Origin of the sequence: Thiomonas sp. OC7, from assembly GCF_900634595.1 — a bacterium.
Classification (GTDB): domain Bacteria; phylum Pseudomonadota; class Gammaproteobacteria; order Burkholderiales; family Burkholderiaceae_C; genus Thiomonas; species Thiomonas arsenitoxydans.
Genome location: NZ_LR131953.1, coordinates 1030431 through 1050583, shown reverse-complemented (window position 1 = coordinate 1050583; position 20153 = coordinate 1030431). Strand labels below are relative to the sequence as shown.

At 62.7% G+C, this 20153-nt stretch carries 23 protein-coding genes; 17 read left to right on the top strand and 6 right to left on the bottom strand.

Annotation, left to right across the window (positions count from 1 at the left end; all coding sequences use genetic code 11):
- The first annotated feature begins 14 nt into the window (after positions 1–14).
- Positions 15–599, top strand: a complete 585-nt coding sequence (locus BIO17B3_RS05020; RefSeq protein ID WP_156053269.1) for a DUF2062 domain-containing protein — start codon at positions 15–17, stop codon at positions 597–599.
- A gap of 30 nt (positions 600–629) precedes the next feature.
- On the opposite strand, the gene BIO17B3_RS05015 is transcribed toward BIO17B3_RS05020, so the two are convergent.
- A complete protein-coding gene (locus tag BIO17B3_RS05015; protein ID WP_156053268.1) occupies positions 630–1136 on the bottom strand; it encodes a peptidylprolyl isomerase in 507 nt (168 codons plus the stop codon).
- A gap of 74 nt (positions 1137–1210) precedes the next feature.
- Here BIO17B3_RS05015 and BIO17B3_RS05010 point away from each other — a divergent pair, with 74 nt between their 5' ends.
- From BIO17B3_RS05010 to BIO17B3_RS05000, 3 genes are all read left to right on the top strand, one after another.
- Positions 1211–2368, top strand: coding sequence for a JmjC domain-containing protein (locus BIO17B3_RS05010; RefSeq protein WP_156053267.1), 1158 nt, complete (start codon positions 1211–1213; stop codon positions 2366–2368).
- Between the two features lie 20 nt (positions 2369–2388).
- The gene (locus BIO17B3_RS05005) at positions 2389–2877 is read left to right on the top strand and encodes a hypothetical protein (RefSeq protein ID WP_156053266.1); all 489 of its coding nucleotides are present in this window, start codon (positions 2389–2391) and stop codon (positions 2875–2877) included.
- A gap of 182 nt (positions 2878–3059) precedes the next feature.
- Positions 3060–3293 (top strand): hypothetical protein, encoded by a 234-nt coding sequence (locus BIO17B3_RS05000; protein WP_079668456.1) that lies wholly within the window; start codon positions 3060–3062, stop codon positions 3291–3293.
- 105 nt (positions 3294–3398) lie between these two features.
- Here BIO17B3_RS05000 and bamC read toward each other — a convergent pair whose 3' ends face one another.
- From bamC to BIO17B3_RS04985, 3 genes are read right to left on the bottom strand one after another with little or no spacing between them, the layout of a single operon-like run.
- Entirely contained in the window at positions 3399–4547 is a 1149-nt protein-coding gene (gene bamC, locus BIO17B3_RS04995) for an outer membrane protein assembly factor BamC (RefSeq protein ID WP_156053265.1), read from the bottom strand.
- A gap of 56 nt (positions 4548–4603) precedes the next feature.
- A complete protein-coding gene (gene dapA, locus BIO17B3_RS04990) occupies positions 4604–5506 on the bottom strand; it encodes a 4-hydroxy-tetrahydrodipicolinate synthase (RefSeq protein ID WP_156053264.1) in 903 nt (300 codons plus the stop codon).
- A gap of 31 nt (positions 5507–5537) precedes the next feature.
- On the bottom strand, positions 5538–6101 hold the full coding sequence (locus BIO17B3_RS04985) for a bifunctional 2-polyprenyl-6-hydroxyphenol methylase/3-demethylubiquinol 3-O-methyltransferase UbiG (protein ID WP_156053263.1): 564 nt from the start codon (positions 6099–6101) through the stop codon (positions 5538–5540).
- Between the two features lie 114 nt (positions 6102–6215).
- Between BIO17B3_RS04985 and galE the strand changes: the two genes are divergently transcribed.
- From galE to ubiA, 3 genes are all read left to right on the top strand, one after another.
- Positions 6216–7238, top strand: coding sequence for a UDP-glucose 4-epimerase GalE (gene galE / locus BIO17B3_RS04980; protein ID WP_156053262.1), 1023 nt, complete (start codon positions 6216–6218; stop codon positions 7236–7238).
- 109 nt (positions 7239–7347) lie between these two features.
- Positions 7348–7851 (top strand): Dps family protein, encoded by a 504-nt coding sequence (locus BIO17B3_RS04975; RefSeq protein ID WP_013122523.1) that lies wholly within the window; start codon positions 7348–7350, stop codon positions 7849–7851.
- A gap of 66 nt (positions 7852–7917) precedes the next feature.
- Positions 7918–8775: a 4-hydroxybenzoate octaprenyltransferase gene (ubiA, locus tag BIO17B3_RS04970; RefSeq protein WP_156053261.1), complete on the top strand. Its 858-nt coding sequence runs from the start codon at positions 7918–7920 to the stop codon at positions 8773–8775.
- Here ubiA and BIO17B3_RS04965 read toward each other — a convergent pair.
- The gene (locus BIO17B3_RS04965) at positions 8765–9649 is read right to left on the bottom strand and encodes a phosphoribosylaminoimidazolesuccinocarboxamide synthase (protein WP_156053260.1); all 885 of its coding nucleotides are present in this window, start codon (positions 9647–9649) and stop codon (positions 8765–8767) included. The two genes, ubiA and BIO17B3_RS04965, sit on opposite strands and share 11 nt — an antisense overlap.
- Positions 9650–9767: 118 nt before the next feature.
- Here BIO17B3_RS04965 and BIO17B3_RS04960 point away from each other — a divergent pair, with 118 nt between their 5' ends.
- Entirely contained in the window at positions 9768–10349 is a 582-nt protein-coding gene (locus BIO17B3_RS04960; RefSeq protein WP_156053259.1) for a DJ-1/PfpI family protein, read from the top strand.
- Between the two features lie 64 nt (positions 10350–10413).
- On the opposite strand, the gene trxA is transcribed toward BIO17B3_RS04960, so the two are convergent.
- Positions 10414–11310 (bottom strand): thioredoxin, encoded by an 897-nt coding sequence (trxA, locus tag BIO17B3_RS04955; protein ID WP_156053258.1) that lies wholly within the window; start codon positions 11308–11310, stop codon positions 10414–10416.
- A gap of 170 nt (positions 11311–11480) precedes the next feature.
- Here trxA and purE point away from each other — a divergent pair, with 170 nt between their 5' ends.
- The 9 genes from purE to sucC all read left to right on the top strand — a co-directional run bounded on the left by purE (position 11481) and on the right by sucC (position 20147).
- Positions 11481–11969: a 5-(carboxyamino)imidazole ribonucleotide mutase gene (gene purE, locus BIO17B3_RS04950; RefSeq protein WP_013105087.1), complete on the top strand. Its 489-nt coding sequence runs from the start codon at positions 11481–11483 to the stop codon at positions 11967–11969.
- The gene (locus tag BIO17B3_RS04945; protein ID WP_156053257.1) at positions 11966–13135 is read left to right on the top strand and encodes a 5-(carboxyamino)imidazole ribonucleotide synthase; all 1170 of its coding nucleotides are present in this window, start codon (positions 11966–11968) and stop codon (positions 13133–13135) included. The genes purE and BIO17B3_RS04945 overlap by 4 nt, the downstream gene beginning before the upstream one ends.
- Positions 13136–13145: 10 nt before the next feature.
- A complete protein-coding gene (locus BIO17B3_RS04940; RefSeq protein WP_370512633.1) occupies positions 13146–14267 on the top strand; it encodes an L-threonylcarbamoyladenylate synthase in 1122 nt (373 codons plus the stop codon).
- A 199-nt stretch (positions 14268–14466) separates the two neighbouring features.
- Positions 14467–15780: an SGNH/GDSL hydrolase family protein gene (locus tag BIO17B3_RS04935; protein WP_156053255.1), complete on the top strand. Its 1314-nt coding sequence runs from the start codon at positions 14467–14469 to the stop codon at positions 15778–15780.
- Between the two features lie 36 nt (positions 15781–15816).
- Entirely contained in the window at positions 15817–16548 is a 732-nt protein-coding gene (locus tag BIO17B3_RS04930) for an OmpW family protein (RefSeq protein WP_156053254.1), read from the top strand.
- 139 nt (positions 16549–16687) lie between these two features.
- Positions 16688–17749 carry a recombinase RecA gene (gene recA / locus BIO17B3_RS04925; RefSeq protein ID WP_013105092.1) on the top strand — a complete coding sequence of 354 codons (1062 nt, stop codon included), beginning with the start codon at positions 16688–16690 and terminating at the stop codon, positions 17747–17749.
- Positions 17750–17759: 10 nt separating this feature from the next.
- Positions 17760–18224, top strand: coding sequence for a recombination regulator RecX (gene recX, locus BIO17B3_RS04920; RefSeq protein ID WP_156053253.1), 465 nt, complete (start codon positions 17760–17762; stop codon positions 18222–18224).
- A gap of 61 nt (positions 18225–18285) precedes the next feature.
- Complete coding sequence (locus BIO17B3_RS04915) at positions 18286–18987, top strand: DUF2889 domain-containing protein (protein ID WP_156053252.1); 702 nt, start codon at positions 18286–18288, stop codon at positions 18985–18987.
- Positions 18984–20147, top strand: a complete 1164-nt coding sequence (gene sucC, locus BIO17B3_RS04910; RefSeq protein ID WP_156053251.1) for an ADP-forming succinate--CoA ligase subunit beta — start codon at positions 18984–18986, stop codon at positions 20145–20147. Before BIO17B3_RS04915 ends, sucC begins: the two co-directional genes overlap by 4 nt.
- Positions 20148–20153 lie beyond the last annotated feature (6 nt).

Genomic DNA, 20153 nt, shown 5'->3' with positions numbered 1-20153 from the left:
CATAGGGCTGTGACATGGCGCGTCGCTGGGCCAAGCTGCTGGTACGCAAGTTCGAGGTGATGCAAAGCAGCCCGTGGCTGCGTCCCTTCGCCAAATACATTGCGCACCCGGCGCTGTGGAGCCTGAACCGCCGCAGCGTGGCGCTGGCGGTGGCGGCGGGCATGATCGGCGGCTTGATTCCTGGCCCGTTCCAGATGCTCACCGCGGGCATTCTGGCTGTGATGGTGCGCTGCAACTTTCCCATCGCTCTGGTGGTGACGCTCTACAGCAATCCGCTCACCATCGTGCCGCTCTACCTCGTGGCCTACAAGCTCGGCGTGCTGGTCAGCCCCGCGCATGCTGCGCACAGGCTCACCGCGCCGCCCGATTTCGACTGGCTGCACCTCTGGGATTCGACCGTCGCGCTGGCGCACTGGGCCTGGAATCTGGGCACGCCGCTGTTCGTCGGCGTGCCGCTGCTGGCGCTCATTCTGGCCGTTGCCGGTTATTTCATCACCCTGTTCGGTTGGAGTTTGCACCTGCGGCTGGAATGGCGCGCGCGCAAAAAAGCGCGGCTGGCGCGCGAAGCGGCCAGCGCGCAGCAGAAAAACCGAGAATGAATTGAATACCGGCGGGGTTTACCGCGAGGTTTATTTCTCGCCGGGGAGAAACAGCCCTGCATCAGCCGAATCGAGCAGCGCGCTCTGCACCTCGATTTCGTCGGGATCGGCTTCGCGCACGTCGAGCACGGTGTATTCGATGCGCAGCGCCATACCTGCCAGCGGATGGTTGCCGTCGAGCAGCACCTTTTCGTCGTGAATTTCGGTCACGGTGTAGAAGGCATCGGCATCGCCCGGCGAGCAGCCCTCGGGCAGTTGCTCGAACATCATGCCCTCTTCGAGTTCGGCGGGAAACAGCTTGCGGTCTTCGACCAGCAGCAAGTCGGCGTCGTAGTCGCCGAACGCATCTTCGGGCTGCAGATAGATGTCGCCCTTGTCGCCCACGCCCATGCCCAGCATCTGCTCGGCCATGCGCGGCAGCAGATCGTCGCCGCCGACATAGAAGTCGTCGCCTTCGGCGTTTTCGTCGATCAACTCGCCTTGCGAGTCTGTCATGCGCCAGGACAGGGTGGCGACAAGGCCTTCGGTAATTTTCATGGTTATGCTCGCTGGAGTTTGAATATGGAAACGGGGAACGACCAAAAGTTCGCCCGCATTGGAACATGACAAAGATGTCAACTGCGACGCTTCATTGGGGGGCCTTCACCGAAGCCCGCTTCCTGCGCGAAATCTGGCAGCGTAAACCGCTGCTGCTGCGCCAGGCCTTTCCGGGCTTCAAGCCCCTGCTCAGCCGGGCGCAACTGTTCGCTCTGGCTGGGCATGACGATGTCGAATCGCGCCTATTGCAGCGCGCGGGCCGCCGCTGGCAGCTCGATCACGGGCCTTTTTCGCGCAAGCAGCTTCCGCCCGTCGAACAGCGCAACTGGACGCTGCTGGTTCAGGGGGTGAACCTGCACGTCGATGCCGCAGGCGATTTGCTGCGGCAATTCCGCTTCATTCCCGACGCGCGGCTCGACGACCTGATGATTTCGTGGGCCAGCGAGGGCGGCGGCGTTGGGCCGCACCAAGATGCTTACGACGTATTCCTGCTGCAAGCCGCCGGACGGCGGCGCTGGCGCATCGGTCCGGTGGAAGACGCCACGCTACAACCCGGCAAACCGGTCAAGCTGCTGGCGAAATTCACGCCCGAGGAAGACCTGATCCTCGAACCCGGCGACATGCTTTATCTGCCCCCTGGCTGGGGCCACGACGGCATCGCGGCCAGCGGTGATTGCATGACTTACTCGGTGGGCTTTCGCGCGCCGCCGCAGGGCGAGTTGCTCAAGGAAGTGCTGTGGCAACTGGCGGAAGCGCAGCAAAGCGGCGCGATCTACCGCGATCCGCCGCTGCGCTCTGGGGCGTCTCCCGCGCTGCTTCCTGAGGCCATGGTGAAGTTTGCCCGCGAGGCTTTCAGCCGCCTCAAACCCGACGCTGCGATGTTCGAGAACGTGCTCGGTCTCTACCTCACCACTCCCAAGCCTCAGGTCTGGTTCGAAAGCGTCGAAACCCCTGCAGCCACATTGCGCCACGCGTGTCGGCAGACGGGTTGTCGGCTCGATCGCCGCAGCAAAATGCTCTACACCGCGCAGGCGCTGTTCCTCAATGGAGAGGCGGTGGATGCTGCATTGGCCTCCTCCGCGTTGCTGCGCCAACTGGCCGATCAGCAAAACCTGAGCGCTGCGCAGGTTCAGACGGCGACTTCGGCAGAACAGGCCGCCTTGACCGACTGGTGCTCTATCGGCTGGTTGCAACCGGGCCATGAGCGTTCAGCCGAGAGTTCGCCCGCATAGCAAACTCGAGTGACATCCAGATGACGCCGATCGGCCAAGACCTGCCCTTCGAGACGCGCACTCAAGCCTATGCGGCCCTCGGCGCGCTTGTGGCCGATCATGGAGCGAGTCTTTACTGTTTCAGCGCCGACTATCGCGCCTGGCCGTTGAATCAGCCCGCGTTCATCCAGCAACTGGAGCAATGGGCGCTGCGCGATGCCAGACGTCTCGATGCCCTGCGGTTTTTGGCGCTGGACTGGAGCCAGGTGAGAGGCCGTTTTCCGCGCTTCGCCGCGTTCCGCCGCGACTTTGCTCACCTGGTGAGTTGTCGCCAGATTGCCGAAACGGGCGCTCGCGGATTGGTCGAAATGGCAGGATCGCCTCGTTGCGCCGTCTATGCACATACCGCGACATGGATGTCGGGCGAGACCTTGCAGACGGCTGCGCGTGTGCACGCCTTGCGCATGCGTTTCGACGAGGTCTGGGAGCAGGCCACCCCGGCATTTCCTGCGGTGATTCTGGGTTTGTGACAATTTTGCAACACGGCAATTCGGAACCTTGAAATTGCAACACGGGGATAACCCGAAGTCCCACTATACTTATGCGCTGAACTTGATATGCAAACCGGTTCTGGTTGCGATTGGGTTCAATCAGGACGGTAAAGAATTTTTTCGGGCCAACCCCCATTTTGACTGACGCTTAGAGGAAAGTAATGAAAAAGTCCCTTCTGCTGGCATCCATGATCGCCGCTCTCGCCCTGGCCGCTTGCGGTAAAAAAGAAGAGGCCGCTCCGGCTGCTTCGGCTCCCGCTGCTGCCTCTGCGCCCGCTGCTGCCTCGGCTCCGGCCTCGGCACCTGCTGCTGCTTCGGCTCCCGCTGCTGCTTCGGCTCCCGCCGCTGCTTCGGCCCCGGCTGCTGCTGCATCTGGCGCCAGCGCTGCCAAGTAATTTCTTTGCAGACGCAAAAAAGCCGGCGCAAGTCGGCTTTTTTGTGGTCTAAATTTTGGCCGACCATAGCCCTCTAGTGGGCCATGGTCTTGGGTGACTTACGACTTACTGAATCTGCTGTTGCAGGATTTGCAGGATCTTGCGCGCGTCGTCGGTCTGCAGCGGCTTGCCCTCAAGTGTCTGCACGGTCACCACGGTTTGCGTCCCGGCGTTTTGCAGGGCAATGCGGTAGTCGGCCGGTTTGGGCTCGCTTTCCTTTTTGCCGAACAGCTTGCCGAAAAATCCCGTGCTGTCCTGCGAGGCCTTGAGCGCGGCTTCAGCACTGATGTAGCGCACATCGAAGCGGCCTTCTGCGCGGTTGCGTTCAATCACGGTGAAGCCTGCAGTATTGATCGCCAGGCTGACCTTACGCCAAGCGGTTTCGAAGCCGTCTTGTAATTGCAGCGCCAGGCCGTCGTCCACGAGTTTTGAGGCCACGGGTTGGGCCAGTTGCACCGGATTTTCGATGCGTTGTTTCGCCGCCTCCTCGCTCAGACCCAGGGTGACCATGAGTTTGCGCAAAAAGATGGTGTTGAGCCCTGGATCGGGTGTTGCGGGCTCCCAGGCCGTGGTCGATTTGTCGTTGGAGTTGTAGACCTCTTTCATCGTCTGGTGGGTGATGTAGATCTGCGTGCCCTTGCCGTCGGGTGTGCGCTCGAACACCGTGCGGAAGCGGTCGCGCGTGCCGGTGTCGTACAGACTGTCGAACACCTTGCCGAGATACTTACGAATGAAGTCCTGCGGCAGTTTGGCCCGGTTTTCCGCCCAGTCGGTCTCCATCACGCCGTTTGTGGCATCAGCCTGGGTGAGATAGAAGCCGTTTTCCTGCCAGAAACCTTTGACTTTTTCCCAGAGTTGATCGGGGCTGGAGTCGACCACCAGCCAGCGTTGACCGCCCGCCTGGTCGATGCGCATGCCAGGGTATTGCGGCAAAACGGTGTTGGTCTTGGCGACTTGCTCGGCGGTTTGCACTCCCTTGTCGTAAGCGAGCGCGCTCACCGGGGCATTGGGGCTGCCCGGAACGACGTATTGCTCTTGTCGCGCAAGTTGGGTGAGGTCGGGCGGCACTTCGAGCGGATTGCCCTGTTTGGCGCTTTCGTAGTCCACTCCCTTGCCCTGAACAACGGTGTTCAGGGATGAGCAGCCGCTGAGGAAGGCGCCGGCGCTCAGGGCAATGGCCAAGGCGCTCAACCGCCAGTGATTGGATAGGTTCATACGCAAGAAGGTCTCGGAGATGCGAAGGGGTGAATGGGGAAAATCAGTGAACGAAATCAGTGAACCACCGGCAGGCCCAGTGCCTGCAAGGCCGCACGCAACGGGGCGTGAAAGGTCGATTGCAAGGGGGTCAGGGGTAGTCGCAGGCCCGAGTCGATGCGACCCATGAGGCGCAGTGCTTCCTTGACGGGTATGGGGTTGGGCTCACAGAACAGTAGCTGATTGAGCTCGATGAGCTCGAAATGCAGTTTGCTGGCCAGCGCGGCGTTGCCCGCCATCGCGGCCGTGCACAGTTGGTGCATGCGGCGTGGAACGACGTTGGCCGACACGCTGATGTTGCCATGCCCGCCCAGCAGCATCAGCGCCACGGCGGTCGGGTCGTCGCCGGAATAAATGGCAAACGAAGACGGAGCGCGCCGAATGAGCTGTGCGGCGCGGTCGATGTTGCCTGAGGCCTCTTTGATGCCGATGATGCCGGGCACCTGGGCGAGACGCAGGGCAGTGTCCACCTGCATATCGGCCACGGTGCGGCCCGGCACGTTGTAGAGCACCACGGGGATGTCGATCGCCTCGGCGATGGCGGTGAAATGCGCCACCATGCCGTCTTGCGTGGGACGGTTGTAGTAAGGCACGACGCTGAGCACACAATCGGCCCCGACTTCCTGGCAGCGCTTGGAGAGTTCGATGGCTTCGCTGGTGGAGTTGGCACCGGCGCCGGCCATCACGGGCACGCGGCCAGCCGCCTGTTGGACTACCGTGCGCACGATTTCGATGTGCTCGTCCACCGGCAGGGTGGGAGATTCGCCCGTGGTGCCGCAGGGGCTGATGCAGTCGGTGCCTTGTTCGATGTGCCAGTCGACCAGCTTGCGCAGCGCGGGGTAGTCCACGCTGCCATCGGAGTGCATGGGGGTCACCAGGGCGACGATGCTGCCGCGGATGACCAGAGGTTGGGAGGACATTGGTCTGCGTGTGCTGCTTGTGAGCTGCCTGTCAAATGGAAAGATTGTATCGGTCTGCCGCGCTGGCGTTGGGCGCTTCGCGCACGGCGGCGATGCGCTGCACATACGCGGGGTGAGGCGCTTGGACAAAGCCGTCTTCGAAGGCCAGTACGCGCAGCGCCGGGCGCACCGCGTCGAGCAACTCGCCAGGCCGCAGCAAGAAATCAGGATTCGACGGCTTGCCCACGCTGGCTTGACCGAGGGCGAAGGTTTCGTAGAGCAGAAAGCCGCCGGGGGCGACCGCTTCCACGATGCGCGGCAGCAAAGGGCGCCAGAGATAGTTGGTCACGACCACCGCATCGAAAGTTTGTTCGCCGTAGGGCCAGGGACCGGCTTCCAGGTCGCCCACCAGCACCTGCGCCAGATCGCGCAGCCCGGCGAGGGCTTCAGCGTTGCGGTCCACCGCAAACACCGTATGGCCGCGTTGCTGCAGCCAGCGCACATGGCGACCTCCGCCGCAGGCCACATCGAGCACGTTGCCGCCCGCGCGCAGCAGCGAGGCATGGCGGACTATCCAGGGGGAAGGCGGGGCGTCGTTGCGGGCTTCTGGGGTCATGGCGCAGCATCGTAACGGGGCGCCCGTGTGAAAGATGTTTGTGCCTCATGTTGACAAGGCAGAATAGGGGAAACCCTTCTCCCATCCATTCCTCGACTTTCACCGCAAAACGACATGACCACAGCCACCATCCTCGTCACCGGCGGCGCCGGCTACATCGGCTCGCACACCTGCGTCGCTCTCATCGAAGCGGGTTACCTCCCGGTGGTGTACGACAACCTGTGCAACAGCAGTGCCGAGTCGCTGGCGCGGGTGGAGCGCATCACCGGCAAGCGCCCTGCATTCATGCAGGCCGACATCCGCGATGCGGCGCGGCTCGACGCCGTGTTCGCGCAGCACAAGATCGACGCCGTGATCCACTTCGCCGGACTGAAGGCGGTGGGTGAGTCGGTGGAAAAACCGCTGATCTACTACGACAACAACGTCGGCGGCACGGTGGTTCTGCTCGAGGCGATGCAACGCGCCAAGGTGCACAACCTCATCTTCTCGTCGTCGGCCACGGTCTATGGCGATCCCGCTTCGACGCCCATCCGTGAAGACTTTCCGCTCAGCGCGACCAATGCCTACGGCCGCAGCAAACTGATGATCGAAGAAATTCTCGGCGATCTGCACCGGGCCGAACCGCATTGGCGCATCGCCCGTCTGCGCTACTTCAACCCGGTGGGTGCGCACGAAAGCGGGCTCATCGGCGAAGACCCGCGCGGCATTCCCAACAACCTCATGCCCTACATCACCCAGGTGGCGGTGGGCCGCCTGCAGAAGCTGCGGGTGTTCGGCGGCGACTGGCCTACGGTGGACGGCAGCGGCGTGCGCGACTACATCCATGTCATGGATCTGGCCGAGGGGCACGTGGCGGCGCTGCGTTATCTGTTGGGCCATGAGGGCATGTTCACCGTCAACCTCGGCACCGGCCAAGGTTACTCGGTGCTGCAGATGGTGCAGGCCTTCGGCAAGAGCATCGGCCGCGATCTGCCGTATGAGATCGTGGCGCGCCGTCCGGGCGACATCGCCGAATGCTGGGCCGATCCGGCGGCGGCGAAAGCCCTTCTGGGCTGGAGCGCCAAACGCGGGCTCGACACCATTTGCGCCGACGCCTGGCGCTGGCAGCAGGGCAACCCGGAAGGCTATGGCGCTTGAGCGCTGCGACTGACAGGCCGATCTCTCGTTTTATTGATGCCCCGTGCTTGCGCCGGTTTGCCGCCGGGCGCTATGGTTAGCCTTGATCTAACAGACTGAAAGGAACATCATGAGCAAAAGCACCCTGCATGCCTCATCGACCCCGATTCACATCGGCATTTCGGATGACGACCGCGCCAAAGTGGCCGAGCAGCTCTCGCATCTGCTGGCCGATACCTACACGCTCTATCTCACCACGCACAACTTCCACTGGAACGTGACCGGGCCGATGTTCAACACCCTTCATCTGATGTTTATGGATCAGTACACCGAGCTGTGGAATGCGGTCGATCCGATTGCCGAGCGCATCCGCGCACTCGGCTTCTCCGTGCCCGGCTCCTATCACGGTTTCAGTTCGCGCTCCAGCCTGGCCGACGTGCCGGCGCAGCCGCCCAAGGCTCAGGAGATGATCGGCATTCTGGTCAAGGGCCACGAGGCTGTGGCCAAGACGGCGCGCGCGGTGTTCACCGTGGCCGACGAGGTCAACGATCAGCCCACCGCCGACCTAATGACCCAGCGCCTGGACATTCACGAAAAAACCGCCTGGATGCTGCGCTCGCTGCTCGAAGGCTGATCGGCGTTCAGTCGTTTCCCCCGTCATCCGTTTCATCGACGTTCCCTGCGTGGCGATAATTCACGCATGGAACGTTTGCGCTTATGGCTGGCCTTGATCCGTTGGGACAAGCCGGTCGGTTCTCTTCTCTTGTTGTGGCCGAGTCTGTCGGCTTTGTGGATCGCCAGCGACGGGCGACCGAGTTGGTGGCTGGTCGTCGTGTTCATCGCGGGTACGTTTCTCATGCGTTCGGCTGGTTGTGCGGTGAACGATGTGGCCGACCAAGACTTCGACCGCGCCGTGCGCCGCACCGCGCAGCGTCCGGTCACCTCGGGCAAGGTGTCCAGCCGGGAGGCGCTGCTGGTCGGCGCGGCGCTCGCACTCGCGGCCTTCGGCCTGGTGCTCACCACCAACCTGCTCACCATCCAGATGTCGGTCGCGGCGTTGCTGATCGCCATCGCCTATCCCTACACCAAGCGCTGGCTCGCGCTGCCGCAGGCCTATCTCGGCGTGGCCTTCAGCTTCGGCATTCCCATGGCCTTTGCCGCAGCGCGCGGCGACGTGCCGCTGCTGGCCTGGGTGCTGCTGCTGGGCAATCTGTTTTGGGTGCTGGCCTACGACACCGAATACGCCATGGTCGACCGCGAAGACGATCTCAAGGTCGGCATCAAGACCTCGGCCATCACCTTCGGCCGCGCCGACGTGGCGGCGGTCATGGCGAGCTATTGCGCCTACATCGCGCTATGGGCTGCCGTGGGGTGGGCGCTGCAACTGAGCTGGCCTTACTTCCTGGGCGTGGCCGCCGCCGCAGCGCAGGCCGGGTATCACTACACCCTCATCCGCGAGCGCGATCCGGCGCAATGCTTTCGCGCCTTCCGGCTCAACCACTATCTGGGTTTGGCGATGTTTGTCGGGGTCGTCTGCGCTTACGCCATCAAGCCGTGAGCCGTTCCAGTGCCTCACGGTAGCGGGCCAGGGTGTGCTCAATGACGTCGGCGGGAAGGGTGGGGGGCGGCGGTTGTTTGTTCCAGCCGGGCACGCCCTCGAGCCAGTCGCGCAGAAACTGTTTGTCGAAGCTCGGCGGCGAGCTGCCCTCCAACCAAGTGTCGGCGGGCCAGAAGCGCGAGGAATCCGGGGTGAGCACTTCGTCCATCAGGGTGAGGGTGCCGTTGTCATCGAGGCCGAATTCGAACTTGGTGTCGGCGATCAGGATGCCGCGCGCGGCGGCGTAGTCGGCAGCGCGTTGATAGAGGGTGATGCTGATGTCGCGCACTTGCGCGGCGAGTTCGGCACCGATGGCCTGCTCCATTTGCGCGAAGGAAATGTTCTCGTCATGTTCGCCCAGTTCGGCCTTGGTGGCGGGGGTGAAAATGGGCGCGGGCAGCTTGCTGGCGAGCTTTAAGCCTTTTGGTAGGGCGACGCCGCAGACCGCGCCGGTGGCTTGATAGTCTTTCCAGCCCGAACCCGCGAGATAGCCGCGCACCACGGCTTCCACCGGCAGGGGTTTGAGGCGTTTGACCACCATGGCGCGACCGCGCACCTGACTGCGCTCGTCTGCGGCCACCACGGCCTCGGGATCGATGTCGAGCAAATGGTTGGGCGCCACGTCGTGCAGCAGGCCGAACCAGAACCGCGCCATGCGGTTGAGAATTTCGCCCTTGCCGGGAATGGGCTCGGCCATGATGACGTCAAACGCCGAGATGCGGTCTGTGGCCACCATCAGCAGGCGGTCGGCGCCCACAGCATAGTTTTCGCGCACCTTGCCGCGCGACAGCAAGGGCAGGGAATGCAGGGAGGATTGCAGCAGGGCAGAGGTCATGGGCGGGCTTTCGTGAGGAATGGAGCGATTGTAGAAATTCGCAGGGTTGAGTTTTTCACCCGCCGCGTTTCACAATAGGCGGGCCGCATGTGCGGCCTACTCTCGATGGAGACTCGATATGGCTGCAAAACGCATTCTGTTGTTGGCGGGTGATTACGCCGAAGACTACGAAACCATGGTGCCGTTCCAGACCCTGCTGGCCGTGGGCCACACGGTGCACGCGGTCTGCCCCGACAAGAAGGCGGGCGATCAGGTGAAAACCGCGATTCACGACTTCGAGGGCGCGCAGACCTATTCCGAAAAGCCCGGCCACAACTTCACCCTCAACGCCACTTTCGCCGAAGTGAAGGCCGAGGACTACGACGCGCTGGTCATCCCCGGCGGACGCGCCCCCGAGTACCTGCGGCTCAACCCCAAGGTGCTCGATCTGGTGCGGCATTTTTTCAGCGCCGACAAGCCGGTGGCGGCGGTATGCCACGGCGCGCAGATTCTGGCGGCGGCGGGCGTGCTGCAAGGTCGCAAGTGCTCGGCCTATCCGGCCTGCGGCCCGGAAGTGCGTGAGGCCGGCGGCGACTATGCCGATATTCCAGTCGATCAGGCGGTGACGCAGGGCAATCTGGTGACCGCCCCGGCCTGGCCCGCGCATCCGGCGTGGATGGGACAGTTTCTCAAGCTGCTGGGGACGCAGATCACGCTGTAACGCGTGTGCAAACGCCATGAAAAACGCCGACTTCTAGTCGGCGTTTTTGTGGGCGGCCAGGAGTTCAGCTCAGTACCGTCATGCTCAGGCGGCGGCGGTAGCTCTCCACCGTGGGATCGGTGACCGGGGGCTGGCCGGGCGCGGGCTTGGGGGCATCTGCAGGCGTCATCAGCTCCAGAATGTTGACAAAGGTCTTGCGCGCGCGGTCTTCGCTCCAGCTTTTGTCGCGCATGAGAATGTCGAGCAGTTCGTCCAGCGCCGCGGTCCACTGCTGCGCGGCCATGTGTTGCTGCGCCAGGGCGTAGCGGGCGTCGAAGTCGCGCTTGTTGGCGGCGATGCTGGCCTGCAGCGCGGCAACAGGGGGCAGGCCGGGCGCGGCCTGCGCGGCGGAAAGCCAGTCGGCCAGCGCCTGGATGCGGGCGTCGGCCAGCGCCTTGCCGGCAATGGGCTCGAACGCCAACTTGGCGTCGGCGGTGCGGCCGTCCTTCAGCAGCAGTTCGACATACGCCTTGCGCGCGTTGTCGTTGGCCGGATTGGTGGCCAAGTCTTGCTGCAGCTTTTCCAGCGGCGGCAGCGCAGGTGCAGACTCGGCTTTGGCATCGCTCGGTTCGGCCTCGTCCGTCTGCTCCGGCGCGGTGTCGGGAACGTGCTTGTCGAGAAATTCGCGGATCTGGCCTTCGGGCAGAGCGCCGACGAAACCGTCCACCGGCTGGCCGTCTTTGAGCAGCATGACCATGGGGATGCTGCGCACGCCGAACGCAGCGGCCAGTTCCTGCTCTTCTTCGGTGTTGATTTTCACCAGCTTGAAACGGCCTTCGTAAGCCACTTCCAGCTTTTCGAGAATGGGGCCAAGCGCGCGGCAGGGGCCGCACCACGGGGCCCACAGATCGACCAACACCGGGACGGTATGGGAGGCTTCGACGACTTCGGTTTCAAAATTGGCAACGGTGGCATCAATCATGTTCGACTCCTGAATGAGCAGGGCAAATGGGGGCGGTCGGCGCCATACCAAGGGGTGTATGCAGGCGCACGATCTGCGTTTGGATGGAGCATAGCGGGGCGCGATTTCAAGGGCTTGATCCACTGCTTCTTAAAATCACTCGTTTACAGGCGTTGCACAGGAGAGAGCAGATGGCCGCAATCGGCGTGGTGATGGGGTCGCAAAGCGACTGGGAGGTGATGCGCCATGCGGCGGACATCCTCGTCCGCTTCGGGGTGGCGCACGACTGCCAGGTGGTCTCGGCCCACCGCATGCCCGACGATCTGTTTGCCTATGCCGACAGTGCGCAGCAGCGCGGCCTGCGCGCCATCATCGCCGGTGCGGGCGGCGCGGCGCATCTGCCGGGCATGCTCGCGGCCAAGACCACGGTGCCGGTGCTCGGCGTGCCGGTGCCGAGCAAGTATTTGCGCGGCGAAGATTCGCTGCTATCGATTGTGCAGATGCCCAAGGGTGTGCCGGTGGCCACTTTTGCCATCGGCGAGGCCGGGGCGGCGAATGCCGCGCTGTTTGCCGTGGCGATGCTGGCGGCGCATGACGCGGGCCTGCGCGATCAGCTCGACGCCTTCCGCGCGGAGCAAACCGCCGCAGCGCGGGCCATGCATGTGGGTAGCCCGGCATGAGCAAGTCTGCCGCATTCATTCCCCCCGGCGCCACGCTGGGCGTGCTCGGCGGCGGGCAGTTGGGCCGCATGTTTACCCAGGCGGCGCAGAGCGCGGGCTATGGCGTGGCCGTGCTCGAAGCCGACGAAGCCGCGCCGGCAGCGCAGGTCACCGGCATCCATTTGGCAGCCCGCTATGACGACCCGTTGGCGCTCGACCAACTCGCCCGTGACTGCGCTGCGGTGACGGTGGAGTTCGAGAATATTCCGGCGTACTCGATGCAGTGGCTGGAGTCGCGCGTGCCGCTGGCGCCCGCGCCGCAGGCCGTGGCTGTGTGCCAGGACCGGGCGCAGGAAAAGGCCTTGTTTGCGCGGCTTGGCGTGCCTTGCGCGCCGCACGCGGTGCTGACCGCGAGCGGCGGCCTTGGTGCGGTGAGCACTGAGCTGTTTCCCGGCATTCTCAAAACATCCCGGCTGGGCTACGACGGCAAAGGGCAGATCGCGGTGCAAACAGCCACCGACCTGCCTACGGCATGGACTGCCTTGGGCGGTGTGGACTGCGTGCTGGAGAAAAAGCTCGATCTGGCCTATGAACTGTCGGTGGTGATGGCACGCGGCCGCGACGGTTGCTCCGTGCTGTACGAGCCGCAGCAAAACCTGCACCGCGACGGCATTCTGTTCGCCAGCTTTTCGCCCGGCGCGCCCATCACCCCCGACATCGCCGAGGCCGCGCAGAACGCCGCAGCCACCGTAGCGGAGGGGCTGGACTATGTCGGCGTGCTCTGCGTGGAATTTTTCGTGCTGCGCGATGGTCGCCTGCTGGCCAACGAAATCGCGCCGCGCCCGCACAACTCCGGCCACCACACCATCGACTCCTGCACCGTGTCGCAGTTCGAACTGCAGTGGCGCACCCTGGTGAACGCGCCGTTGCTAGTGCCCAGGCAGCACAGCGCCACCGTCATGCTCAACCTGCTGGGCGATCTCTGGTTCGACGCCACCGGCCAGCAGCGCGAGCCCGACTGGGCCACCGTGCTGGCGCAACCCGGCGCGCACCTTCATCTCTACGGCAAGCACGCGCCGCGCAAGGGCCGCAAGATGGGCCACCTCACCTGCACGGCGGCCACCCCTGCCGAAGCGCGCCAAACCGCGCTGCACGCCTGCACCGTTCTCGGTCTGGAGCCGTTCTGAGGTGAGCGAGGTGAACACCGACGCCCAAGTGCGTCCGCGCGAGATCATTGAGGCCGTGCGGCGTCTGGAGGCGGGCGAACTGGTCGGCCTGCCGACTGAAACCGTTTACGGCCTGGCCGCCGACGCCGAGAACGCGCAGGCCGTCGCCAAAATATATGCCGCGAAAGGGCGGCCTGCCGACCACCCCGTGATCGTGCATATCCACCGCGCCGCCGACCTGGGGCATTGGGCGTCCGATGTGCCTGAACCCGCGCGCAAGCTTGCCGCCGCCTTCTGGCCCGGGCCGCTCACCTTGATCCTGCCGCGCAAACCCGGCGTGGCCGACGCCTGCGCCGGTGGACAGAACACCATCGGCCTGCGCTGCCCCTCCCATCCCGTCGCCCAGGCCGTGCTGGCGATTTTCAAAGGTGGGCAGGGCGGGCTGGCGGCGCCTTCGGCCAACCGTTTTGGCCGCATCAGCCCTACCACGGCGGCGCATGTGCATGCAGAACTCGGTGACGACCTGCTGGTGCTCGACGGCGGCGCCTGCGCCGTGGGCATCGAGAGCACCATCGTCGATTGCACCGTGCAACCCCCGCGCATCCTGCGCCCGGGGCAGTTGCAGGCGGCTGACATCGCGCAAACCCTGGGCGTGGCCGAGGCCGACTTGCTGCGCTCGGCAGACTCTGCCCCGCGTGTGGCGGGTGTGCTGCCGGCGCATTACGCCCCGCGCACACCGCTGCAGTGGTGTTCACGCGAGCAAATCAATGCACGCTGGGAGATAGACGCAGACGCAGACGCAGACGCAGACGCAGACGCAGACGCAGACGCAGACGCAGACGCAGACGCAGACGCAGACGCAGACGCAGACGCAGACGCAGACGCAGACGCAGACGCAGACGCAGACGCGGGCGCGGGCGCGAGGCGGCGCATCGGTGTGCTGGCATTCCCGCCGCAGCCACATGCACCCCATCCCTCATGGGTCACGCTGCCAGCCGATCCGGCTGCCTATGCGCAACAGCTTTACGCTGTTTTACGCAAACTGGATGCGGCAGGGCTCGAGGAGATTTGCGTTGAAGTCTTGCCGCCATCACCTGTCTGGCTGGCGCTGCGCGACCGGCTGACGCGCGCAGTGCATGGCTCGGGTCGCTGACGTCCTGCAAGAGCGGGTGGTTCGCCACAAAAGGCGAACATGTATCCTTTTGTTGCAAATCGGCAAACCTGTGGCAAATGCGCAGTACCACTCTTGCGACGCCATTTTCCTTCGGCTACGCTAAAGCGAACGGTCGTTCTTTTTTTGACCCGCCCGCCTGCAGGCCAGCAGGCATACAACAATGTTTGAGGAGATGTTCATGCGGAATCGTGTCTGGATTGCGCTGGCCCTGGCCAGTGCCTTGGGCTTGGCAGGTTGCGGCGGTGGCGGAAATCCTTCTGCTCCGACGCTGGCAACAGTGGCCAGTGTGAATGCGGCCAGCACGGCGCCGACATCGCCGCCGAGTGGCGGGTTCAAGGCTGTAGTGTCATTCGGAGATAGTCTCTCTGATGTTGGAACCTATACCTTGGCGGCATACAGCACTTACGCAAATCCAGCGTCACCTTTATACGACGCTAGTATTCCGGCATGGAATCCTCCTGCTGCTTATGCCGGAGGCGGCCAATTCACTGTCAACGGACTTGCAACAGGAAATTGGGTGAGTGATCTCGCAACTTCTCTGGGTTTGCCAATCACCCCTAATGTGATCGGTTATGCAGGTCAGTATTTTAATCCATCGAATCCGAAGACACCTAGTGCTACGCCTATTTACTGCCCGTTCACGGCGCAGACAAACTGCTATGGGTTTGCGCAAGGCGGTTCAATGATCAGTACTCCTGCGGGGATTGGAAACAGTACTGGAGCGCTGACATATCCGTTAACTCAGCAGGTGCAAAATTATCTGACTCAATTTGGAGCTTTCAACAGCAATCAGTTGATCACCGTGCTTGCGGGCAACAATGATATTTTCACGGCGCTCTCGAATGTGAGCACGCAGGTCACAGCAGCGGTGACTCAAGCGGCCACACAAGCAGCGCAGGCGGGGACACCACTGACAGCTGATCAACTGGCTACAGTGAAATCGCAGGCGACCTCGCAAGCCGCTGCAGTTGCTCAGGCTACGGTTGCCGCTGCGGCCGACCAGCTTGCGGGGCAGGTTCAGTTGATGCTGAAGAATAATGCCAAGTACGTTCTTGTTTACACATTGCCAGATTCGTCGTTGACGCCTTTTGGTCAATCACTTTCTGGCGGCACCACATGTGATAACACCGACATCCATACACCTTGTTATCTGCTCTCCAACTTAGTCCAGGTTTTTAATCAGCGCTTGTTGAACGATCTTCAAGGTCAGCCCGTAAAAATGATGGACGGTTTCGGATTGTTGAACAAAGAAATTGCCACCCCTGGTCAATTTGGTTTGACGAATGTTGCAGCTCCGGTTTGTGATATTAATGGCCCGGTGCTTTCGAAACTTGGAAATTCATCGCTATTCTGCAATACTAGCACGCTGGTGAGCGGGCTTGATCCGAATACGTCTCTTTTTGCCGATGCGGTTCATCCCACACCCGCTGGCTACAAAATTATTGCCAGTACGACCCTGCAGTCGATGAAGAGTTTTGGTTGGACACAATAAACACCGCAGCACTCATATCACTATTGAGGAGAACTCATGATGCGTCAATCGCGATTCAATGTTTTGCGCGGTGCTTTGATGGCTGCGGGGCTGATGGCCGGGGCGGTGTTTGCACCGGCCGCCATGGCTGACGATGCCGGGCCGCAAAACACCGTGTTTGTTGGACTGGCTTATTTGCAGAACCATTCCAAATCGGCCAACCTGAGCGGGTACAACACGCCACCCAATCTCAATCTGGATGTGGGCGATGCCACCACGCTGGGGCTGGTGTATGTGCGCGACCTGCCGGGGCCGTTCAGCTTCGAACTGGTGCTGGGCTACCCGCCGCGGGTACGCACCGATGCCGCGGGATCGGGCTGGGGCGCGCTGCGGGGGGCGGGCGTGACGGATGTGGATGTCTACTCTCCGACGGCATTCATCAACTATCACTTCTTCGGCGACTATGCCAAGTGGGATCCCTTTGTCGGCGTGGGTCTGAACTACACCAAGTTCACCAATACCAAGGCCTTGCCGCCGCTGACGGGTGCGCAAGGCCCGACAAAGATCAACCTCTCGGATTCCTGGGGGGCGGCGGCGCACGTCGGCCTGATCTACCGCTTCAATTCCAAGTGGTCGGTGGTGGGTACCGTGGCCGTTGCAGACGTGCAGAGCAATCTGACTTCCACGTCCTATTCACCCGTCAACCCTTCGGTCATCACCTCGCAGGCGAAGACGCATATCAACTTCCATCCCATCATCTACACCCTGGCGGTGGGCTATAGTTTTTAAAAGCTTGCTCACGCTGCAAGTTGTGGAAAGAGGGGGCTTCGGCCCTCTTTTTTTGGGCGCCGCAAGCAGAAAAAATCTGTCTTTATATACAGCTGTGCTACATTGAGGCGCAGTGCTATTCAGACTTGAGGACCATGCCATGGAACAGGGAAAATCCGCAGTGAATCCAGAAAAAGCCAAGGCGCTTGCCGCAGCGCTGTCGCAGATCGAAAAGCAGTTCGGCAAGGGCACCATCATGCGCATGGATGATGGCGAGGCGCAGCGCGACATTCAGGTGGTGTCCACCGGCTCGCTGGGCCTGGACATCGCCCTGGGCGTAGGCGGCTTGCCGCGCGGCCGGGTGGTAGAAATCTACGGGCCAGAGTCCTCGGGCAAGACCACGCTCACCCTGCAGGTCATTGCCGAAATGCAGAAGCTCGGCGGCACTTGCGCCTTCATCGATGCCGAGCATGCGCTCGACGTGCAATACGCCTCCAAACTCGGAGTGCAACTACCTGATTTGCTGATTTCTCAGCCCGATACCGGCGAGCAGGCGCTTGAAATCGTCGACGCGCTGGTGCGCTCCGGCTCGGTGGACATGATCGTGATCGACTCGGTGGCTGCGCTCACGCCCAAGGCCGAAATCGAGGGCGAGATGGGCGATTCGCTGCCGGGTCTGCAGGCCCGGCTGATGAGCCAGGCGCTACGCAAGCTCACCGCCAACATCAAGCGCACCAACTGCCTGGTCATTTTCATCAACCAGATCCGCATGAAAATCGGCGTGATGTTCGGCAATCCCGAAACGACGACCGGCGGCAACGCGCTCAAGTTCTACTCCTCTGTGCGCCTGGACATCCGCCGCATCGGCGCCATCAAGAAGGGCGAAGAAGTCGTCGGCTCTGAAACCCGCGTCAAGGTGGTGAAGAACAAGGTGGCGCCGCCGTTCAAACAGGCGGAGTTCGACATCCTCTATGGCGAAGGTATTTCGCGCGAAGGCGAAATCGTTGACCTGGGGGTGCTGGCCAAACTGGTGGAGAAGTCCGGCTCCTGGTATGCCTACAACGGCGAGAAAATCGGCCAGGGCAAGGACAACGCGCGCGAATTTCTCAAGTCAAATCCCGACATCGCCCGCGAGATCGAGAACAAGGTCCGCGCCAGCCTCGGCGTGCCTGAGGCCAATGCGCTGATGACGGCCGATATGTCCGAGGAAGAGCAAGACTGAGTCCGTTGCCATGAGTTTGCCTCGCGCCCAGCCTTCTTTGCGTGCGCGGGCCGTGCGCTATCTCTCGCAACGGGAGCACAGCCCGTTGGAACTGCGGCGCAAGCTGCTGCGCTATTGCGAGGCGCCCGAAGAGATCGATGCCCTGCTCGCCAGTCTGGAGCAGGCGGGTTTGCTCAGCAGTGAGCGTTTTGCCCAGTCGCTCATTCATCGGCGACAGCAGCGTTGCGGCAATTTGCGCATCGCACAAGAACTCGACGCTCACGGCCTATCGTCCGATACTACGGCAAATCTGCGTCAGTCCCTGAAAGACAGCGAACTGACTCGCGCCCATGCCGCTTGGGCGCGAAAATTCCAGGCGCTTCCGCAAGACGCTGCCGAGCGGGCCAAACAGGCTCGGTTTTTGACTCAACGTGGCTTCAGCGGGGACGCCGTCCGCGCGGTTTTGCGCGGCGAGGGCACGGAAGACGTCGACTGACTTGCTGCGCCGCAGCAGGCTGCTACACTGATTCTTGCGCTTCATCAAAAATTGATCCACCATGCGCGACACTCCTGCCGCCCCGTCTTCGCCCAATCGCCGTCTGGTTCACCGCCGCAGTCTCAGTATCGAGGTCTATGCGCGAGAGGATGGCTTGTGGGATCTGCAGGCCGAATTGCGGGACGTGAAAACGCGCGATCTCACCCTGTCCGAACGCACCCGACCGGCGGGCATTCCGGTGCATGACATGTTGCTCATCGTCACCATCGACGACGCGCTCGACATCGTCGATGCCCGCTCGCACACTCTGTTCAGCCCTTACGACACCTGCGGCGATCACGATGACGCCTACCGGCGGCTGATCGGCCTCAATCTGCTGCGCGGATTTCGTTTCGCTGTGCGCGAGCGCCTGGGGGGCGTGCTGGGCTGCACCCACCTCACCGAATTGACGCAAGTGCTGCCAACCGCAGCCATTCAAGGGCTGGCCGGGTTGACGACGATTACCTTGCCGGAGCCTCAAGAAGGCGCAGGGCCGCCCCAAGCTTTCTTGATCCCCTCGGGGGGCGGGTCGGCGAGCCGACCCAGGGGGCGTTTAGACACGGAGCGTGCCGCCAGTATGCCTTTTCAGCTCAACCGCTGCCACGCCCTGCGGCTGGACAGCCCAGCAGTCGCCGAGTTTTATCCCCGTTGGGCGCAACAAACTGCGCCACAACGCACCGAAGGCACAATGCCTGCACCACAAGTCGAGGACGAGACGCCATGAAAATTCATGAATATCAGGCCAAGCAACTATTGAGAGAACACGGTGTGCCGGTACCAAACGGCAAGCCCGCGTTTTCCGTCGATGAGGCCATCGCCGCAGCGCAGGAGTTGGGCGGCCCGGTCTGGGTGGTGAAGGCGCAGATTCACGCTGGCGGGCGGGGCAAGGGCGGCGGTGTCAAGCTGGCGCGAACGCTGGACGAAGTCCGGCAACTATCCCTGCAAATCCTGGGCATGCAGCTCGTCACCCATCAAACCGGGCCTGCGGGGCAGAAAGTGCGACGGCTGCTGATCGAGGAGGGCGCCGATATCCAAAAAGAGTATTACGTCGCCGTGCTTACCGACCGTGCCACGCAAAAAGTGGTGGTCATGGCGTCGAGCGAAGGCGGCATGGATATCGAGGAAGTGGCCGCCAAGACGCCGGAGAAAATTCTCAAGGTGTTTGTCGATCCGCTGGTTGGCTTGCAGGACGCGCAAGGTCTGGAACTGGTCGCGGGCATCGGTATTCCCGCCGCGTCGCAGCCGCAGGCTGTTGCCGTGCTCAAGCAGCTCTACCAGTGCTATATGGACACCGACGCCTCGCTGGTGGAAATCAACCCGCTGATTCTCGAAGGCAACGGCCAGATCAAGGCGCTCGATGCCAAGTTCAACATCGACGACAACGCCCTGTTCCGCCACCCCGAAATCGAGGCGCTGCGCGATCTCGATGAGGAAGACCCGGCCGAGGTGCAGGCGCACAAATTCGACCTCGCCTACATCCAGCTTGACGGCAATATCGGCTGCCTGGTCAACGGCGCCGGGCTGGCGATGGCGACGATGGACACCATCAAGCTGTTCGGCGGCTCGCCCGCCAACTTTCTCGATGTGGGCGGCGGCGCCACCACTGAAAAGGTGACCGAGGCGTTCAAGATCATGCTGCACAACCCCCATGTCAAGGCGATTCTGGTCAACATCTTCGGCGGCATCATGCGCTGCGACACCATTGCCGAGGGCGTCATTGCCGCCTCGCGCACGGTGGGCCTGAGCGTGCCCCTGGTGGTGCGCATGAAGGGCACCAACGAAGAGATCGGGCGCAAGATGCTGGCCGACTCCGGCCTGCCCATCATCAGCGCCAACACCATGGGCGAGGCGGCGCAAGCCGCCGTTCACGCCGCGCAGGCCTGAGCCGCA

Coding starts and splice junctions, on each gene's coding strand:
- BIO17B3_RS05020 (WP_156053269.1), top strand. CDS start 15: ATGGCGCGTCGCTGGGCCAAGCTGCTGGTACGCAAGTTCGAGGTGATG.
- BIO17B3_RS05015 (WP_156053268.1), bottom strand. CDS start 1,136: ATGAAAATTACCGAAGGCCTTGTCGCCACCCTGTCCTGGCGCATGACA.
- BIO17B3_RS05010 (WP_156053267.1), top strand. CDS start 1,211: ATGTCAACTGCGACGCTTCATTGGGGGGCCTTCACCGAAGCCCGCTTC.
- BIO17B3_RS05005 (WP_156053266.1), top strand. CDS start 2,389: ATGACGCCGATCGGCCAAGACCTGCCCTTCGAGACGCGCACTCAAGCC.
- BIO17B3_RS05000 (WP_079668456.1), top strand. CDS start 3,060: ATGAAAAAGTCCCTTCTGCTGGCATCCATGATCGCCGCTCTCGCCCTG.
- bamC (WP_156053265.1), bottom strand. CDS start 4,547: ATGAACCTATCCAATCACTGGCGGTTGAGCGCCTTGGCCATTGCCCTG.
- dapA (WP_156053264.1), bottom strand. CDS start 5,506: ATGTCCTCCCAACCTCTGGTCATCCGCGGCAGCATCGTCGCCCTGGTG.
- BIO17B3_RS04985 (WP_156053263.1), bottom strand. CDS start 6,101: ATGACCCCAGAAGCCCGCAACGACGCCCCGCCTTCCCCCTGGATAGTC.
- galE (WP_156053262.1), top strand. CDS start 6,216: ATGACCACAGCCACCATCCTCGTCACCGGCGGCGCCGGCTACATCGGC.
- BIO17B3_RS04975 (WP_013122523.1), top strand. CDS start 7,348: ATGAGCAAAAGCACCCTGCATGCCTCATCGACCCCGATTCACATCGGC.
- ubiA (WP_156053261.1), top strand. CDS start 7,918: ATGGAACGTTTGCGCTTATGGCTGGCCTTGATCCGTTGGGACAAGCCG.
- BIO17B3_RS04965 (WP_156053260.1), bottom strand. CDS start 9,649: ATGACCTCTGCCCTGCTGCAATCCTCCCTGCATTCCCTGCCCTTGCTG.
- BIO17B3_RS04960 (WP_156053259.1), top strand. CDS start 9,768: ATGGCTGCAAAACGCATTCTGTTGTTGGCGGGTGATTACGCCGAAGAC.
- trxA (WP_156053258.1), bottom strand. CDS start 11,310: ATGATTGATGCCACCGTTGCCAATTTTGAAACCGAAGTCGTCGAAGCC.
- purE (WP_013105087.1), top strand. CDS start 11,481: ATGGCCGCAATCGGCGTGGTGATGGGGTCGCAAAGCGACTGGGAGGTG.
- BIO17B3_RS04945 (WP_156053257.1), top strand. CDS start 11,966: ATGAGCAAGTCTGCCGCATTCATTCCCCCCGGCGCCACGCTGGGCGTG.
- BIO17B3_RS04935 (WP_156053255.1), top strand. CDS start 14,467: ATGCGGAATCGTGTCTGGATTGCGCTGGCCCTGGCCAGTGCCTTGGGC.
- BIO17B3_RS04930 (WP_156053254.1), top strand. CDS start 15,817: ATGATGCGTCAATCGCGATTCAATGTTTTGCGCGGTGCTTTGATGGCT.
- recA (WP_013105092.1), top strand. CDS start 16,688: ATGGAACAGGGAAAATCCGCAGTGAATCCAGAAAAAGCCAAGGCGCTT.
- recX (WP_156053253.1), top strand. CDS start 17,760: ATGAGTTTGCCTCGCGCCCAGCCTTCTTTGCGTGCGCGGGCCGTGCGC.
- BIO17B3_RS04915 (WP_156053252.1), top strand. CDS start 18,286: ATGCGCGACACTCCTGCCGCCCCGTCTTCGCCCAATCGCCGTCTGGTT.
- sucC (WP_156053251.1), top strand. CDS start 18,984: ATGAAAATTCATGAATATCAGGCCAAGCAACTATTGAGAGAACACGGT.